At 38.7% G+C, this 17,724-nt stretch carries 14 protein-coding genes; 9 read left to right on the forward strand and 5 right to left on the reverse strand.

What is annotated here, in order from left to right; translation table 11 throughout:
• Both C1642_RS03325 and glpD read left to right on the forward strand, forming a co-directional pair.
• A partial coding sequence (locus C1642_RS03325; RefSeq protein ID WP_265734987.1) for an FGGY-family carbohydrate kinase occupies positions 1-649 on the forward strand: 649 nt, incomplete at its 5' end.
• Positions 650-803: 154 nt separating this feature from the next.
• Entirely contained in the window at positions 804-2,321 is a 1,518-nt protein-coding gene (gene glpD / locus C1642_RS03330) for a glycerol-3-phosphate dehydrogenase (RefSeq protein WP_103235903.1), read from the forward strand.
• Positions 2,322-2,362: 41 nt separating this feature from the next.
• Here the strand turns inward: glpD and C1642_RS03335 are convergent, their stop codons facing one another.
• Positions 2,363-4,195, reverse strand: coding sequence for a phosphoenolpyruvate carboxykinase (GTP) (locus C1642_RS03335; RefSeq protein WP_000214355.1), 1,833 nt, complete (start codon positions 4,193-4,195; stop codon positions 2,363-2,365).
• A gap of 391 nt (positions 4,196-4,586) precedes the next feature.
• Between C1642_RS03335 and C1642_RS03340 the strand changes: the two genes are divergently transcribed.
• From C1642_RS03340 to groL, 4 genes are all read left to right on the forward strand, one after another.
• A complete protein-coding gene (locus C1642_RS03340; RefSeq protein ID WP_001247651.1) occupies positions 4,587-5,525 on the forward strand; it encodes a diacylglycerol/lipid kinase family protein in 939 nt (312 codons plus the stop codon).
• A complete protein-coding gene (locus tag C1642_RS03345) occupies positions 5,506-6,264 on the forward strand; it encodes a metallophosphoesterase family protein (RefSeq protein WP_103235904.1) in 759 nt (252 codons plus the stop codon). The genes C1642_RS03340 and C1642_RS03345 overlap by 20 nt, the downstream gene beginning before the upstream one ends.
• 185 nt (positions 6,265-6,449) lie before the next feature.
• Complete coding sequence (locus C1642_RS03350; RefSeq protein ID WP_000065579.1) at positions 6,450-6,740, forward strand: co-chaperone GroES; 291 nt, start codon at positions 6,450-6,452, stop codon at positions 6,738-6,740.
• A 58-nt stretch (positions 6,741-6,798) separates the two neighbouring features.
• Positions 6,799-8,433: a chaperonin GroEL gene (gene groL, locus C1642_RS03355; protein ID WP_001274625.1), complete on the forward strand. Its 1,635-nt coding sequence runs from the start codon at positions 6,799-6,801 to the stop codon at positions 8,431-8,433.
• Between the two features lie 175 nt (positions 8,434-8,608).
• Here the strand turns inward: groL and C1642_RS03360 are convergent, their stop codons facing one another.
• The gene (locus C1642_RS03360) at positions 8,609-8,983 is read right to left on the reverse strand and encodes a diacylglycerol kinase (RefSeq protein ID WP_000379022.1); all 375 of its coding nucleotides are present in this window, start codon (positions 8,981-8,983) and stop codon (positions 8,609-8,611) included.
• A 106-nt stretch (positions 8,984-9,089) separates the two neighbouring features.
• On the opposite strand from C1642_RS03360, the gene C1642_RS03365 reads away from it, so the two are divergent.
• Complete coding sequence (locus tag C1642_RS03365) at positions 9,090-10,052, forward strand: MBL fold metallo-hydrolase (RefSeq protein WP_103235905.1); 963 nt, start codon at positions 9,090-9,092, stop codon at positions 10,050-10,052.
• Positions 10,053-10,095: 43 nt separating this feature from the next.
• Here the strand turns inward: C1642_RS03365 and C1642_RS03370 are convergent, their stop codons facing one another.
• Positions 10,096-11,238: a glycerophosphodiester phosphodiesterase gene (locus C1642_RS03370; protein WP_103235906.1), complete on the reverse strand. Its 1,143-nt coding sequence runs from the start codon at positions 11,236-11,238 to the stop codon at positions 10,096-10,098.
• 263 nt (positions 11,239-11,501) lie between these two features.
• On the opposite strand from C1642_RS03370, the gene C1642_RS03375 reads away from it, so the two are divergent.
• Together C1642_RS03375 and C1642_RS03380 are read left to right on the forward strand one after the other, a co-directional pair.
• Positions 11,502-14,597 carry a multidrug efflux RND transporter permease subunit gene (locus C1642_RS03375; RefSeq protein ID WP_024436169.1) on the forward strand — a complete coding sequence of 1,032 codons (3,096 nt, stop codon included), beginning with the start codon at positions 11,502-11,504 and terminating at the stop codon, positions 14,595-14,597.
• A gap of 72 nt (positions 14,598-14,669) precedes the next feature.
• Positions 14,670-15,245, forward strand: a complete 576-nt coding sequence (locus C1642_RS03380) for a DUF4112 domain-containing protein (protein ID WP_103235907.1) — start codon at positions 14,670-14,672, stop codon at positions 15,243-15,245.
• Positions 15,246-15,295: 50 nt separating this feature from the next.
• Here the strand turns inward: C1642_RS03380 and htpX are convergent, their stop codons facing one another.
• Positions 15,296-16,201, reverse strand: coding sequence for a protease HtpX (gene htpX / locus C1642_RS03385; RefSeq protein ID WP_000984535.1), 906 nt, complete (start codon positions 16,199-16,201; stop codon positions 15,296-15,298).
• Between the two features lie 257 nt (positions 16,202-16,458).
• Positions 16,459-17,322 carry a lytic transglycosylase domain-containing protein gene (locus C1642_RS03390; protein WP_000798640.1) on the reverse strand — a complete coding sequence of 288 codons (864 nt, stop codon included), beginning with the start codon at positions 17,320-17,322 and terminating at the stop codon, positions 16,459-16,461.
• Positions 17,323-17,724: the final 402 nt, after the last annotated feature.

Genomic DNA, 17,724 nt, shown 5'->3' on the forward strand with positions numbered 1-17,724 from the left:
TGGATTACTCACAACTATTGCCTGTGGTGCGAGTGGTGAGGTGAACTATGCTTTAGAGGGTGCCGTATTTAACGGTGGTTCTTGCGTACAGTGGTTACGTGATGAATTAAAGGTTATTAAGAATGCTAAGGATTCCGAGCTTTATGCAACACGTGTAAAGGATAATAATGGTGTATATGTAGTACCTGCTTTTACCGGATTAGGAGCACCATATTGGGACCCGACAGCACGCGGCGCAATTTTTGGTCTGACACGTGGGGCTAGTATTGAACATATTATCCGCGCAACTCTAGAGTCTATAGCCTTTCAAACTCGAGATGTTTTAGATGCCATGCAACAAGATGCAGAAGAAGAGCTTCGTACACTCCGTGTCGATGGAGGAGTAACGGAAAATAATTTCTTGATGCAATTTCAGGCCGATATTTTAACGACACCGGTAGAGCGTCCAATAATGAAAGAAACTACAGCATTGGGTGCAGCTTTCTTAGCAGGGTTGGCCACTGGTTTTTGGCAAGATCTTCATGAGTTAAGAAATAAATCTGCCATAGAAAAAGTATTTGAACCGAAAATGCCTTCTGAACAAGCTGAACTCATTTATAAAGGTTGGCTAAAAGCAGTTAAGCGTAGTCAAAATTGGGCAGAGGATTGAACTTTTTCTTAACTAGTTGAATTCAATAGTAGGGTAGTCAATGGATAGTTAAATGCTAGAGGATGCAAAATTGATTATTCTACTTTTTTGATTGTTGTTTCATCAATTTGATGTTTTAATTTTTATAAGATCAACAATAAAAAGAACATGAGAAATGAAAGTACAACCTAATGATTATTCAAAAATATATGATATTGCTGTAATTGGTGGCGGTATTAATGGTGTTGGTATTGCCAATGATGCAGCAGGGCGCGGATTATCGGTATTTTTATGTGAAAAAGATGATTTAGCCAGCCATACCTCATCTGCTAGCAGCAAATTAATTCATGGCGGCCTACGTTATTTAGAATATAAAGAATTCAGGCTGGTCAGAGAAGCATTAGCAGAGCGTGAAGTATTGCTAGCTAAAGCGCCACATATTATTAAACCAATGCGTTTTATCATGCCTCATCGACCCCATTTACGCCCTGCATGGCTAATTCGAGCAGGTCTATTTTTTTATGATCATTTGGGAAAACGAGAAAAATTATTAGGATCAAATCTCATTTATTTCAAAGAAGACAGCCCTTTAAAACCAGCGATAACACGTGGTTTTGAATATTCTGACTGTACTGTAGATGATGCGCGTCTTGTGGTGTTAAATGCACTACAAGCTAAAGAGAAAGGGGCAAAAGTCGTTACACGTACACGTTGTGTTAAGGCTTATAGGCAACAGGAATTATGGCATCTGGAGTTACAAAGCGGAGCTGAGTTTTATCAGGTTCGTGCGAAAGCTATTGTAAATGCGGCGGGACCTTGGGTTGAAGAAATTATTAGTGAAAACCTGAACTTAAGTTCACCTTATCAAATTAGGCTTATACAAGGAAGTCATATTGTTGTGCCAAAATTATATGACTGCCATAAGGCCTTTATTATGCAAAACGAAGATCGACGGATCGTTTTTGCAATTCCTTATTTAGAAAAATATACCCTCATTGGTACAACAGATCAGGAATACACAGGTGATCCACAAAAAGTAGAGATTACTGATGTGGAAATCGATTACCTTTTGACAGTGACAAATTCACATTTTAAAAAGCAGTTGACGCGAGCTGATATTGTAAGTCAGTACTCGGGTGTGCGTGCTTTATGTGATGATGAGTCGGATAATCCATCTGCAATTACACGCGACTATACTTTGGCTCTACAGGCAGAAGATAAAACCACACCATTGCTCTCAGTGTTTGGGGGCAAGATTACAACTTACCGAAAGTTAGCCGAAGCTGCTTTAGAACATCTGGCTCCGTTCTTTAATGACATGGCAGAGGAGTGGACTGCAGATGATCCATTACCTGGCGCCGAAAACTGGACCACACTAGATGATTTAATCAACCAGATTAAAACACGTGTAAGTGGAATTTCTGACTCGCTTGCCAACCGTTGGGCTCATGCATATGGCACAAGAGTGTGGAATATGCTTAAAGAGCGAAATGCTATAGAACAATTGGGTCAACATTTTGGCCATGATTTGTTTGAGTGTGAAGTCAGATATTTGTGTGAATATGAATGGGCTCACACAGCAGAAGATATACTTTGGCGCAGATCTAAATTAGGTTTGGCATTTGATGAAAAACAGGTAAAAGTTTTAGAAGCTTATTTATCAGAACGTCGATTAAAAGACGATGCCGCATAATAAAAAAGGTCGCACATGGCGACCTTTTTTATATAGAGCAATTAGAAGCCAGTTTTTACAGCTTCAAGTAAAGCTGCTTGACGTTCTTTTAATGCTTTAGGTAAGCGTTCGCCAAGTTTATTGAATAACTCAGTGTGGCTTTCAATTTCAGTAACCCACTGGTCTTTATCTTGATTTGTGATGAGGTCAAATTGTTCTTTAGTGAACTCAGTACCTTCCCAATTCAAGTCTTCATATGTTGGAACAAAACCGATAGGTGTTTCAACAGCGTTCGCACGACCTTCACAACGATCAATGATCCACTCAAGAACACGCATGTTTTGACCAAAACCAGGCCATACGAAGTTGCCTTCAGCATCACGACGGAACCAGTTTACATTGAAGATTTTTGGTAATTTGTTGCCAGAAGCTTCAGCTTTTTCACTTACTTTCGCACCAAGGTTTAACCAGTGGTCAAAGTAGTCAGCCATGTTATAGCCAGCAAATGGAAGCATCGCGAATGGGTCACGGCGAACAATACCTTGTTGACCAACAGCAGCAGCAGTAGTTTCAGAACCCATAGTTGCCGCTTTATATACACCGTCAACCCAGTCGAAAGCTTCAGAAACTAAAGGTACTGTATCTGCACGACGGCCACCGAAGATGAATGCAGAAATTGGCACACCTGCTGGGTTTTCCCAATCAGCATCGATAGATGGACATTGACCTGCTGCAACAGTGAAACGAGCATTTGGATGTGCTGCTTTTTCGCCGTTTACGTGAGGTTGACCTTTCCAGTTAGTTAAGTTTGCTGGAACTTCTTTAGAAAGACCTTCCCACCATACTTGACCATCGTCAGTTACTGCTACGTTTGTATAGATAACGTCTTTGTGAAGAGTTGCCATACAGTTCGGGTTAGTTTTGGTATTTGTACCAGGTGCTACACCGAAGAAACCAGCTTCAGGGTTAATTGCATATAAGCGACCATCTTCACCTGGTTTAATCCAAGCAATATCGTCACCTACAGTTTCGATTTTCCAACCTTCATAACCTGCTGGTGGAATTAACATTGCAAAGTTTGTTTTACCACAAGCAGACGGGAATGCAGCAGCGATGTAGTGTTTTTCACCTTGAGGGTTAGTTACACCAAGAATAAGCATGTGTTCAGCTAACCAACCTTGTTCGCGTCCCATGACAGAAGCGATACGAAGAGCTAAACATTTTTTACCCAGTAACGCGTTACCGCCGTAACCAGAACCGAAAGACCAGATTTCGCGAGTTTCTGGGTAATGAACGATATATTTTTCTGGGTTACAAGGCCAAGCAACATCTTTTTGACCTTCAGCAAGTGGAGCACCTACTGTATGTACGCAAGGAACAAACTCGCCATCTGTACCTAATACGTCATAAACTGCTTTACCCATACGTGCCATTTTGCGCATGCTAACAGCTACATAAGGAGAGTCAGTTAACTCGATACCAATGTGAGCAATATGGCTACCTAAAGGACCCATAGAGAAAGGAACAACGTACATGGTACGGCCTTTCATTGAACCTTCAAATAAACCATTTAATTTTTCACGCATAACAGCTGGATCTTCCCAGTTGTTTGTCGCACCAGCATCTTCTTTATTTTGAGAGCAGATGTAAGTACGATCTTCAACACGCGCAACGTCAGATGGGTCAGAATTTGCAAGATAAGAACCAGGATGTTTTTCTTGGTTTAATTTCTGCATGGTGCCGTTAGCGATCATCAAGTCGATTAGACGTTGATACTCTTCTTCGCTTCCGTCACACCATTCGATTTTTGCTGGTTTGGTTAAGTTTGCAATTTCTTCAACCCATGCTATAAGCTTAGGATGACGAACGAATTCTGGTGCGTTCACTGTGGTCATGGTGAGGCCTATTCAAAATATGTACAACGTACAAGTCATTCATTGGGATACAATGAAAGATCAAATAAAAAAGTGGCTGTATTAAAGCATAAAATCATAAAAAAAATAAGACTAAAGACTAACTGGCAGATATTTGGAGTTTTCTTTATTTTTTAATGAAAATCATATGTTTATATGTTTTTATAAGGTTTTTGCTTTTATATTTTTATGTTATATGTATGTTATTTATCTAAATTATTTTATTTAAAATCAATAAATTATGCTTGAAAAATTTTTTTGAGAATTATTATTGATTATACAAATGAAGCTCATTCAAAATTTACATAAAGAGACTTTTAATAGGCGATTTTATATACAAAATAGAATAAAGAACTGACTTTACGATAATAAAATGCGGCCTTTGAAACCTCTTTCAATCATCTATAACGAAAAATCAGGATTTCATGCTTCAAAACATGAAGACGTCTATGAGCAGCTCATGACTGTATTTACAGAATATGGTTTTGAAATACAAGTATTTGAATTAAATGAAAATACATTATTTGATGATTTGATAAATAATGTTATTCATCGACATTCACAAAATGAAAATACAGGAGTGGTTGTTGCGGCAGGAGGAGATGGTACTTTAAATGCGGTTGCAACTAAACTTAAAAATACTTCTATTCCCATGGGAATTCTGCCTTTAGGGACTTTTAATTATGTTGCTAAAGTTTTAGAGATTCCGTTAGACCTTTTAGAGGCAGCAGAGGTTATTGCAACAGGTAAACCTAGGTCAGTACATGTAGCAGTTATTAATGATCATATTTATCTAAATAATGCCAGTTTAGGTTTATATCCTCTTTTTATCAAAAAACGCGAACTCTACAATAAATATTTAGGAAGACTGCCTTTACATGCCTATACCTCAGCTTTAGATGTTTTATTGAGAGAAAATAAATCAATGAAGCTTTCTATAACTGTAGATGGCAAGAAATACCCAGTTAAAGCGCCGCTTATTTTCTTTGGAAATAACCAATTGCAACTATGTGATATGAAGCTCAGAATTGCAGAATGTGCAGCTCAGGGAAGAGTCGCTGGAGTTGTAATTACAAAAAGTGATAAGCTGAGTTTACTAAATATGCTTTGGCAATGGGTTCAAGGTAAAGTTGAAGATGCACAAGATGTATATAGTTTTTGTGCTGATCATGTCATTGTTGAATGTGCAAAGAAAACCAAACTCACAGTGGCCTTAGATGGAGAAATCATAGAGATGAAACCTCCTTTAAATTTCACTGTAGAAAAAAATGCTTTAAATATTATGGTGCCGAATGTTACTACATCTGTCTGATTTACACTTTGGGACAGAAAAAAAAGAGTGTTTAGAGGCAATAAGAGATTTTTGTATTCAGCAAGAGCCTGAAGTGATTGTTGTGAGCGGCGATATTACTCAACGCGCCAAATATGAACAATTTTTTAAATGTCGACAGTATTTAGATAGCCTCAATATTCCTTATCTTGTGGTGCCTGGTAACCACGATATACCTTTGTATCATGTCTGGAACCGTTTTTTTTCTCCATTTACCCGTTATCGATATTTTTTTGGTGAATTAGAGCCGACTTTAGAAACTGAAAATTTTTATATTGTTGGGGTGAATAGTATACGTCGTCGTTATCATACGCGTGGGCATATTTCGATTGAACAAATTCAAGCTACTTATGAGCGTTTAGACAGGGGACCTAAAAATAAAATAAAGCTAGTTGTTTTTCATCAACCCTTTTATACGCCGCCTGATAATAAGCATGGAATAAAAGATTGTCCGGTTCTGGGCAAAATCGCTTTAGAAAAGTGGAGTACAACTGGTCTATTTGGAATGTTACATGGGCATCTCCATAAAACAGCTATATATGATTTAACTCAGATTTATTCTTTAAAAATAGATCATCCTATTTTTGATATACATGCAGGTACAGCAACTTCTACTCGCTTATATCATCATAATCCAAATAGCTTTAATACAATTTCAAATGAAGGGAAAATTCAACATTATTGGTTTAATGAACAGCTGGCTGAATTCACTTCATATTGATTTGGTTTAGATGAGCTTAAATATTTGATTGTTTAAAAAATATTCAAAAAAGAGAAAAATTTTTCTTATTTCCCCTTGAAGCCATTTTTTTCATCCCCACAAAAGTGACATCTAAATATTTTGTTATTGCTCTGGATTAAAGCAATAACGATTAATCAAAAAGACTAAGTCTGATGGAGTTAATTATGAGCAACATTCGTCCATTACATGATCGCGTTGTGATTCGTCGCGTAGAAGAAGAAACCAAAACTGCTGGCGGTATTTTATTGCCAGGTTCTGCTGCTGAAAAACCATCTCAAGGTGAAGTAATTGCAGTAGGCAATGGTCAAATCACTGATAACGGCGTACGTGCTTTGGATGTTAAAGTTGGTGACAAGGTGTTATTTGGTACTTATGCAGGTACAACAGTTAAAGTAAATGGTGAAGAACTCTTAATCATGAAAGAGTCAGACATCTTAGCTGTATTAGAAGGCTAATCGATCCATAACTCAATTCATTATCAGATTCAGTATTTAAAAAGATTCGGAGTTTAATATGTCAGCTAAAGACGTAAAATTTGGTGATTCAGCTCGCTCAAAAATGATTGCAGGGGTAAACGTACTTGCAGATGCGGTTAAAGTGACTTTAGGTCCTAAAGGCCGTAACGTTGTGATCGACCGCTCTTTCGGTGCGCCGCACATCACTAAAGACGGTGTAACTGTTGCAAAAGAAATTTCATTAAAAGACAAGTTTGAAAACATGGGTGCTCAACTTGTTCGTGAAGTTTCAAGCAAAACTAACGACATCGCAGGTGACGGTACAACAACTGCAACTGTACTTGCTCAAGCAATTTTAAATGAAGGTATCAAATCAGTAACTGCTGGTATGAACCCAATGGATTTAAAACGTGGTATCGACATTGCAGTAAAAACTGTAGTTGAAAATATCCGCTCTATTGCTAAACCAGCTGATGATTTCAAAGCAATTGAACAAGTAGGTTCAATCTCTGCTAACTCTGATACTACTGTTGGTAAACTTATTGCTCAAGCAATGGAAAAAGTAGGTAAAGAAGGCGTAATCACTGTAGAAGAAGGCTCTGGCTTCGAAGACGCATTAGACGTTGTAGAAGGTATGCAGTTTGACCGTGGTTATATCTCTCCGTACTTTGCAAACAAACAAGATACTTTAACTGCTGAACTTGAAAATCCGTTCATCCTTCTTGTTGATAAAAAAATCAGCAACATTCGTGAATTGATTTCTGTTTTAGAAGCAGTTGCTAAAACTGGTAAACCACTTCTTATCATCGCTGAAGATGTTGAAGGTGAAGCGCTTGCAACTCTTGTTGTAAACAACATGCGCGGTATCATCAAAGTATGTGCTGTTAAAGCTCCTGGTTTCGGTGACCGTCGTAAAGCAATGCTTCAAGACATCGCGATCTTGACTGGCGCAACAGTTATTTCTGAAGAAGTTGGTATGTCTTTAGAACAAGCAACTCTTCAAGATTTAGGTACAGCGCACAAAATCACTGTTTCTAAAGAAAACACAGTTATTGTTGACGGTGCTGGTGATGCTGCTGCTATCGCTGAGCGTGTTCAACAAATCCGTGCTCAAATCGAAGAATCTACTTCAGAATATGACCGTGAAAAATTACAAGAACGTGTTGCTAAGTTAGCAGGCGGTGTTGCTGTAATTAAAATCGGTGCAGCAACTGAAGTTGAAATGAAAGAGAAGAAAGACCGCGTAGACGACGCACTTCACGCAACTCGTGCAGCAGTTGAAGAAGGTGTTGTTGCTGGTGGTGGTGTTGCGCTTGTTCGCGCTGTAAATGCTCTTGAAGGCTTAAAAGGCGCTAACGAAGATCAAACAGCTGGTATCAACATTTTACGCCGTGCGATCGAAGCTCCACTTCGTCAAATCGTTGCGAATGCTGGTGATGAGCCATCTGTAGTTATCAACGCTGTTAAGAATGGTGAAGGTAACTTTGGTTACAACGCTGCAACTGGCGAATATGGTGATATGTTAGAAATGGGTATCCTTGACCCAGCTAAAGTAACTCGTTCTGCACTTGAGCACGCTGCTTCTGTTGCTGGCTTAATGTTAACTACAGAATGTATGATTACTGACATTCCTGAAGACAAACCAGCTGTTCCAGATATGGGCGGTATGGGTGGTATGGGCGGAATGATGTAATAACGCATAAACGCTTTAACCCAAAAAAAATCCCTGCATTCGCAGGGATTTTTTTATTTTTCCAGTAATTTTAAGAATAAGTTAAGTTCAGAACCCTAAAATTAAAACAGGAACAGCAGCTAGAAGTTCCTCTTTTGTTACAACCATGCTTATCTATTTATAAGCATGGTTTTTTTTATCCAAATAAAATAATAAGCCAAGTGGCAACAATAATAGAAAGTGCAACAAACTGAGCGGCACTACCCATATCTTTCGCATTTTTGGAAAGTTGGTGTTTCTCGAGTGAAACTCGGTCAACCACTGCTTCAATGGCAGAGTTGAAGAGCTCAACAATGATGGCAAATAAACAGACAATGATCATCAGGGCATGTTCGCCGCGAGTTACATCCAGGAAAAAGCTGACAGGGATGAGTACAAGATTAATTAAAACAATTTGCCGAAATGCAGCTTCATTTTGATAAGCAGCTTTAAATCCTGAAATTGAATAACTGGTAGCGTTCAAGATGCGCTTTAGGCCACTTTTACCTTTATAGGGAGAATAACTATCCATTCACTTATATTTTTGACACTTTTCATGCATTATATAGTGCAGCCCTTAAAAAAATATTAAATCTTTTTTAAAGATTTTGACTTTATAACTCCATAGAGAAGAAGAGATGAAAAAACTATTTGTAGCCTTAGGACTTATCATGGGTAGCTTGCATATAAGCTATGCAGAACCAGCTTCAGCTCAACAAGTACCCGGATATTACCATCATCAATTTGGTAATTATCGGATAACTTCCTTGCTCGATGGCACTATTTATCTAGATCCTAAATTGTTTAAAAATTTAAGTCAGGCTGAAAAAACTAAAATTTTAACGAAATATGCTGCTGTAAATGAGAAGGGGATTCAGACTTCAGTAAATGCCTTTTTAGTTGATGATGGTAAAAGTTTGACGCTGGTTGACAGTGGAGCTGCGAGTTGTTTTGGCCCACAGTTGGGTTCAATTGCTAAAAATCTTGAATTAGCGGGCTATCAACTTGCTAATGTGAAAGCTGTTTTATTGACCCACTTACATCCAGACCATGTGTGCGGTATTGCTCAAAATGGAAAAGCCGTATTTCCTAATGCAACCATCTATGCTCATGAGCGTGAAGCAGATTATTGGTTAAATCCAGCAAATGAAAAAACTGTACCAGCGGATAAAAAAGAAAATTATTTAGGTACTGTTAAAAACGTAAAAGCTGCACTTGCACCTTATCAAGCAAAAAAAGCATTCAAAACCTTTAAAGATGGTGATGTTATTCAAGGTTTTGAAGTGATCAATACACAAGGGCACACACCGGGACATCATAGCTTCCGTTTGAAGAGTAAAGGGCAACAAATTGTCTTTGTTGGTGATATTGTCCACTCACATTCTTTACAGTTTGATGCTCCAAAAACTGGGGTAGATTTTGATGTAAATTCAGAGCAGGCAATTAATACTCGTTTAAAAATGTTTGCTGAAATTTCAAATAAGCAACAATGGGTAGCTGCCCCGCATTTACCATTCCCGGGAATTGGTCATGTGTATAAAGTGAATGCTGAGCAGTATCAGTGGATTCCTTTATATTTTAATAACAGTCTTGATAAATAAAAAAACAGGGCATTCATTGCCCTGTTTTTTTATGAAGATTGAGTTATTTTGCTGCTTTTTCAAAATTAGTGACAGCTTCGCGACCGAGTGCTGGGTCATCTGTAAAGACGCCATCAACGCCTGCCTTGAAATAGGCTTCAAACTCTTTTAATGCACCAGATGGACAACGTTCTGCAGGTTTATCTGAGCTGCACTTTAACGGCGCTGGTAAGAAGTTATTTTCTGGTCGGAAAGTATAAGGATGTACTTTTAAGCCAGCCGTATGTGCATCAGAAATAAACGTACTAGTTTTATAAGAGCCATCATTATTAAAGGTCAGTATGTAACCTTTACTTGGTCCTACACCATTTGCATATTTGGCAACATCTTTTAACCCTTGTGCTGTGGCCAAATCAGCATAAGTTTTAGTGTCACCAGACTCTACGAAGTCTGCTGGTCGAGATGTTTTTGAATCGTATAGCTGAATAATTTGTGCATGTTTAAGCGTCTTATGAAGATTAAGCTCATTTTTTAAATATTTTAAATTACTCACTTCAAAAGACTGTAAATAGACAGGTGCGATATCACGTGTATATTTATATTTGGCTAAGGTTTTTAGAAGAGTATCTTCCATTGCCAGATTTTGATTTTTAAAATAAGTCGGATGTTTCGTCTCAATATATAAGCCTATAATTTTCCCCGTCTTTTTATAGTTAGCTTCGGCAAGCTCAATGATTTGTTCTAGAGTTGGGACAGGGTAAAGGTCATTATAAGCTGTGTTGGCTGGTCGAAACTCAGGAATACGTTCACGCGCTTTAAGTTGCTGTAATTCACTTAAAGTAAAGTCTTCCGTGAACCAACCGGTTAAGTCGACGCCATCAATATTTTTTGTTTTTTTACGGTCTGCAAACTGACTTAAAGTGCTTACATTGGTTGTTCCACCAATCTCATTTTCATGGCGGGCAACCAATACGCCATCTTTTGTAGAGACTAGATCCGGTTCAATGAAATCTGCGCCGTCATCAATCGCTTTTTGATATGAAGCTAAAGTGTGTTCAGGACGTAAAGCGCTAGCGCCACGGTGTCCTACTACTAGAATTTTAGGAAGTTGATATTCTGGCGTGGTTGGCGTCGTTTCAGTTTTATCGTCATCATTACAACCAACCAAGCTAATTAAACTTAAGCATAAAAGTGCTTTTCTAAACATAATTCTACTCATATTGTTTTAGTTGAAACGACTCAAGTTTCAGGGCTTTGTTTGACATGATCATGAAGAATTCATGAATTTTAAGTGACACTCGTTAACTGGTTTTTTATTGGTTTGTTGGAAATATTCAATCACGCTTTGTTTTTGTCTTAATTACATTTATTGTTTAATTCTACTTGTCTTTTTTATACCGCTCGTTGATCATCACAAGGTCTCGAAGCGGCATTTACTTCTGTTAATTAACGACATCATACCGAGCAGCCATGCTATCTAAATTTTTTATTCAACGCCCCATTTTTGCCAATGTATTGGCGATCATTGTTATGGCTTTCGGTATTTTTTCGGTTATGAATTTGCCTGTAGAACGGTATCCAGACATTGCTCCACCTAAAATTACTGTGTCGGCCAACTATAGTGGTGCAGATGCACAAACGGTTGAGCAAAGTGTTACTCAAATTTTAGAACAGCAAATACAAGGGATTGATCACTTACTCTATTTTAGTTCATCAAGTGACTCATCTGGACGTAGTCGAATCACTATAAGTTTTGATAACGGAACAAATCCGGATACTGCTCAGGTCCAAGTACAAAATAGTATTAGTGGTGTCATACGTCGCTTACCTGATGAAGTTCAACGTCAAGGTGTTACGGTAAGTAAGTCACTGGGTGACACTTTTATGGTAATTGGCTTATATGACTCGACTGGTAAAACAGGAAACATTGAGCTATCGGACTATTTAACTACGCATGTGGTAGATAATCTGAACCGTATTGAAGGGGTGGGCGAAACTGATGTATTTGGTTCACAATATGCCATGCGTATCTGGTTAAATCCGGATAAATTAAAACAATATAATTTAATGCCAAGTGATGTAGCGAATGCAATCACCGCACAAAATACTCAGGTCGCCGCAGGGGCAATTGGTGACTTACCCGTAATTGACGGTCAATATTTAAATACAAAAGTCACAGCAGGTTCTCGCTTAAAAACAGTTGAGGATTTTAAAAATATTGTCGTGAAGTCGAATAAAACGGCGAGTTATGTGTATTTAAAAGATATTGCCAGAGTTGAGCTAGGTGCAGAAAACTATCAGTCTTTTAACACTATTAATGGCTATCCTGCCGCAGGTTTGGGTATTTCTTTATCTTCGGGTGCAAATGCAATTCAGACCTCTAAGCTCATCCACCAAACTCTAGATCAGCTTACAACGAAACTACCAGCGGGTTATAAAATCGTTTATCCACGAGATAATACGCCCTTTGTTCAAGAGTCAATTAAGGAAGTAGTAAAGACTCTGGTAGAGGCGATTATTCTGGTTATTTTGGTCATGTTCCTGTTCTTACAAAGCTGGCGTGCTACGCTCATTCCGAGTATTACCGTTCCAGTTGTAATTTTAGGAACCTTCGCTGTCTTATATGTGCTTGGTTTTAGTATTAACACCTTAACGTTATTTGCGCTGGTACTCGCGATTGGTTTGCTGGTCGATGACGCGATTGTGGTCGTAGAAAACGTTGAGCGACTCATGCATGAACAGCACTTATCTCCTAAAGAAGCTGCTATTGAGTCGATGGGGGAAATTAGTGGTGCCTTAGTCGGGATTACGTTGGTTTTAACTGCTGTTTTTATTCCAATGTCCTTTTTAGGCGGTTCAATTGGGGTGATTTACCGTCAGTTTTCTATTACTTTAGTTGCCGCTATGGCGTTGTCCCTTATTGTTGCGCTCATTTTAACACCGGCTTTATGTGCATTAATTTTAAAACCAAACCCTCAACCTCAGCGCTGGGCCGTATGGTTTAACCAAAAGATTGAGCAACTTAAAAAGCAATATATCAAGCTTGTTCAGACGAGTATTCATTACAGTAAATCAGTTATTGTGATTTTTGTGGCTTTAATTGCCGTTTTTACGCTGTTCTATAACGGTTTAAAAAGCGGTTTTATTCCTAAAGAAGACCAAGGGATTTTAAGTGTTCAAATTAAGCTCGTAGACAGCGCACCAATTTCTCAAAGTCAGAAAATTGGTGAGCAAGTCCGCCAATATTTCTTAACTCAAGAAGATAAAAATGTAGATTTGGTTTTAATCCGCTATGGACGAAATTATTCGGGCACAGGACAAAACTTGGCACAAGGGTTTATTGCTCTAAAACCGTGGGATGTCCGAACAGGAAAAGAAAACTCGGCTGAGGCTATACAAAAGCGTGCAATGAAATACTTTAGTCATTTTAATAATGCACAGATTAATGTGACTTTACCTGCCTCAGTTAATGGCTTAGGTCAAACAGATGGTCTGGATTTATGGATTCAGGATTTGAATGGGCAAGGGCAAGATTTTCTAGATAGTGCCTTCCGCCAATTGCAGGCTCAAAGTAAAAATTATTCAACTTTCGAAAACTTTGATAAGCAGTCAACCAATAGCAAGGCAAATCTTAATATTAAGATTGACCAGAAACAGGCACTAGCAAATGGACTACAGCTATCGGCAATTAATAACACTTTGTCGAGCGCATGGGGCGGAACTTATGTAAATGACTTTATTGATCGGGGACGTATTAAACGTGTCATGATTCAAGGTGATGCCGAGTTTAGATCTAAACCGGAAGATTTATATAACTGGTCTGTACGTAATGACCAAAATGAAATGGTTCCGTTTAGTTCATTTGCCAACTTTAGCTGGGGCGGGGCGCCGGAAATTGTAAAACGCTATATGGGATATAGTGCTTTACAACTACAAGCAGATGTCGCGAGTGGCAGCAGTTCTGGCCAAGCGATGAAAGATGTAGAACAACTTGTTAACCAACAAAAAGATATTGGTTTAGCGTGGACAGGTTTATCTTTTGAAGAACAGAAGTCGACTAATCAGGCCGTATGGTTATATTTAATTTCGGCTGGATTTATTTTCTTATGTTTAGCTGCTTTATATGAAAGCTTAAGTATTCCCGCCGCCGTAATGACATCTATTCCGCTTGGTGTAGGAGGAAGTGTGATTTTCTCTTATATTTTTGGTTTGCCAAATGACGTGTATTTCCAAATTGCGCTATTAACGACTATTGGTTTGTCATGTAAAAACGCCATTTTAATTGTTGAGTTCGCGGCCTTAGCGCAAGAAAAAGGTAAGAATGCCATTCAGGCGGCCTTAGAAGGTGCGAGCTTACGATTAAGACCGATTCTAATGACCTCTTTAGCCTTTGGGGCAGGCGTAATTCCGCTTGTGTTTGCTCAAGGTGCTGGTGCGGTTAGTCGTCAAGAGATTGGTATTAGTATTTTAGGTGGCGTGATGTTTGGTACTGTGCTGGTTCTGTTTTTTATTCCGGTTATGTACGTATTATTACGTTCACTGTTTAAATCGAAAGCTTCAACCTAAAAGTAAACAATTTAAAAACGGGCATCAAATCAAGTATATTAAGATTAACTTTTCTTCTTATATTTGATTTTGATGCCTCAAGAAAAAAAATTAACACAGCAGCAGGTTATCGCACTAGAACGGGATCTTGCCAAGTTCGCAACCATGATGGATAGTGCGGTCCGTATTCCTTTTACAAAGCAGGGTATTGGCGCTGATGCTGCCTTAAGTACTATTCCAATTGCCGGTGATGTCGCTGGTTTCGCATTGACTTGTTATGCCATCTATAAAGCCAAACAAATTGGTGTGCCTCAACATAAGTTGACTCCAGTCATCAAACTTGCCGTTGTAGATGCTGTAGTCGGATTTGTTCCAGTTGCAGGGACTATTTTCGATATTTTTATACGTCCCAGTCGAAAAGCATTAGATGTGGTGCATACGCATATACGTGAAGAATATGCGATTCAGAGTGATATTCATGTCATTCATCCGTATTTACATGAAAAGCTCGAAAAGAAGCAGCAACAGTCGGCATTCTGGCGTAACCCTGTTGTGAGTTGGTTATGGTTGCACATACCCGATTTATTAGGTGCGTTTGTACTGCTTTTAATTGGCTTAGCTGTGTGGTGGGGTGCAAGTTACTTTTGGGGGCTTTATCAAACTATGTAATCAAAAAAATAAAGCCTCCATTTGGAGGCTTTATTTTTACATTAAACGTTTTATGGGCAATCTAATTGGTGTAGAGCTGCCACACGTTGTTCAATTGTAGGGTGAGTTTGGAACAATGCAGCTAAACTAAAGCCTTGTTCTTTACCTTCCGCAATTGCGAACGCTTTCATTTCTTTTGGCATTTGGTCAGGTAACTCTGTTTCAGCTTGCAAACGTAATAAAGCAGAGATCATCGCTTGTTTACCAGCTAAACGCGCACCGGCTTCATCTGCACGGTATTCACGGTAACGAGAGAACCACATCACAATGGCAGAGGCAAGAATACCGAACACGATATCTAGAACCATTGTAATGATGAAATAACCCATACCTGGGGCTTCATTGTCTTGACGACCAAAGACATTACGGTCAATAAAGTCACCTACTACACGAGCAAAGAACATAACGAAGGCGTTTACAACACCTTGGATGAGTGCCAATGTGACCATGTCACCATTTGCAACGTGGCCGATCTCGTGCGCGAGCACAGCACGTAGCTCATCTTTGTTCATACGCTCAAGTAGACCGCTTGAAACGGCAACTAAGGCATCATTTTTATTCCAGCCTGTTGCAAAGGCATTAGACTGATATGAAGGGAAGATACCAACTTCTGGCATATTAATACCAGCACGTTGAGAAAGTTCAGCGACTGTTTGCAATAACCAGCTTTCAGCTTGGTTACGAGGAGCATTTGGGTCAATCAGTTCTGTACCAGTAGTTTTCTTAGCCATCCATTTGGACATGAATAGAGAGACTAAAGAGCCCACCATACCGAACACAAAACAGATGACTAAAAGGTTGCCTAGATTTAAGCCACCCGCGCCATGGTAACTACCGACACCGAAGAGTGACAAAATAATGCCAGCTACAACCAGTACCGCGAGGTTGGTAAGCAAAAACAAACCAATCCGCATCATTGAGAAAATCCTCTTATAAATAAAATATTATCTGATTTATAAATTATAAATCACTCAGCTAATATGCGGCGCTTAGGGGAAAAATTCAAGAAAAAAATAAGGAATCAATACATTCTTTGCGATCGAAGAATGTATTTAAATTAAACAAGTTATTAGAAGGCCCCTCTGAACACGACAGTGGGGGTAATAGATCATTACAATTTTTTGACAATAGAATCCGCTAAATAAATAACCGTAAGGTATGAGGCCTTTTAAGCTTACTCAATCCGGATATGTGCAATAGCAGTTGCATTATTGGTGACATAAGTTCCCGTAGGTGCGTCTGTATATGTACCATCTGGCAATGTCACGATTTGGCGCGAGGAAGAATACTTAATAGGCTGAGCAGAGACTTGCGTAGAGGTACTGTGCGGTATGGCTGGCTGGTTTATCGCTTGGGCAGAAATACTTGAATTGCTAAAAGAAGAAAGGCCTACACCAGAAGAATATAAGTTTTGGTAACGGCTTGTGACTCGGCGAACATAATCTTGGGTTTCACGGAATGGGGGAATACCGCCATATTTATCGACGTTTCCTTCTCCTGCATTATAAGCGGCAAGGGCCATTTGCGTATTGCCGTTAAAACGTTTGAGCAACCAACTTAAATATTTAGCACCAGCGAAGATGTTTTGCTGAGGATCATAAGCGTTAGATACGTTAAAGCGACGAGCAGTAGCCGGCATAAGCTGCATTAAACCTTGGGCGCCAACTGGAGAGCGGGCATTTACGTTAAAGCCAGACTCGGTATGCATGACGGCTTTGATTAATCCTTCCGAAACGCCGTGCTGTTGTGCTGCCTGCTTAATAATATGGTCAAAAGCATTTTTGTTTTTGCTATAGCTTGGTAGAACCGAAGCCTCTGAAGTCCCCCAGTTGCTATAACTATGAATATTACTATCCGGGTAGTAGGTGACTTTTACTTTTTTGAGTGAATGGTCATAACTTTTACGGTTAGTCAGTAAAGTACTGCCGTTTTTGTCTTGATAAATGTACATCTGACCTGCTGAAGTCGGCATTATACCTACCGAAAAAGTGGTCATCCCCAGTAAACAAGAAAAAAGATATTGAACCGAATTTTTCATTTTATGTTATTCACAATTTTAGGGTCTCAAAACTTGTCAAAGAGTTTATCAAAAAATATTACTTAAAGAAGTTTTGTGTAATTTTTTTTATTTTGACTCTTTGAAAAAATCAAGCAGTTTTGCTCGAATGATCATCAAAAAAAATTAAAAAAAATTTTTAAAATGATTCTATTGACTTGAATAAATATTTGAAAAATAAGGGTAAAAATCATTGGTTAAAAAATGATCAATTTAAATAAAACCCTTAACAGAAGGTCAAAACAGTTTGTCAAGTATTAAGAAATCCACAATTTTATCCACAGGTTTTGTGGAAAACTGTGGAAAAGTCCAAAAAGTAAGCATTTTGCGCAAAAAATGAACTCATCGGTCAAAATAGCGCACTGCTTTTGCATCATGCCTGAG

Origin of the sequence: Acinetobacter sp. AKBS16, from assembly GCF_002899995.1 — a bacterium.
GTDB classification, from domain to species: domain Bacteria; phylum Pseudomonadota; class Gammaproteobacteria; order Pseudomonadales; family Moraxellaceae; genus Acinetobacter; species Acinetobacter baumannii.

Excerpts from the sequence above, each read along its gene's own strand:
- C1642_RS03370 (WP_103235906.1), bottom strand. The coding sequence starts at position 11,238 with ATGTTTAGAAAAGCACTTTTATGCTTAAGTTTAATTAGCTTGGTTGGT.
- C1642_RS03335 (WP_000214355.1), bottom strand. The coding sequence starts at position 4,195 with ATGACCACAGTGAACGCACCAGAATTCGTTCGTCATCCTAAGCTTATA.
- glpD (WP_103235903.1), top strand. The coding sequence starts at position 804 with ATGAAAGTACAACCTAATGATTATTCAAAAATATATGATATTGCTGTA.
- C1642_RS03360 (WP_000379022.1), bottom strand. The coding sequence starts at position 8,983 with ATGGATAGTTATTCTCCCTATAAAGGTAAAAGTGGCCTAAAGCGCATC.
- htpX (WP_000984535.1), bottom strand. The coding sequence starts at position 16,201 with ATGATGCGGATTGGTTTGTTTTTGCTTACCAACCTCGCGGTACTGGTT.
- C1642_RS03365 (WP_103235905.1), top strand. The coding sequence starts at position 9,090 with ATGAAAAAACTATTTGTAGCCTTAGGACTTATCATGGGTAGCTTGCAT.
- C1642_RS03345 (WP_103235904.1), top strand. The coding sequence starts at position 5,506 with ATGTTACTACATCTGTCTGATTTACACTTTGGGACAGAAAAAAAAGAG.
- C1642_RS03390 (WP_000798640.1), bottom strand. The coding sequence starts at position 17,322 with ATGAAAAATTCGGTTCAATATCTTTTTTCTTGTTTACTGGGGATGACC.
- C1642_RS03340 (WP_001247651.1), top strand. The coding sequence starts at position 4,587 with ATGCGGCCTTTGAAACCTCTTTCAATCATCTATAACGAAAAATCAGGA.
- C1642_RS03375 (WP_024436169.1), top strand. The coding sequence starts at position 11,502 with ATGCTATCTAAATTTTTTATTCAACGCCCCATTTTTGCCAATGTATTG.
- C1642_RS03380 (WP_103235907.1), top strand. The coding sequence starts at position 14,670 with ATGCCTCAAGAAAAAAAATTAACACAGCAGCAGGTTATCGCACTAGAA.
- groL (WP_001274625.1), top strand. The coding sequence starts at position 6,799 with ATGTCAGCTAAAGACGTAAAATTTGGTGATTCAGCTCGCTCAAAAATG.
- C1642_RS03350 (WP_000065579.1), top strand. The coding sequence starts at position 6,450 with ATGAGCAACATTCGTCCATTACATGATCGCGTTGTGATTCGTCGCGTA.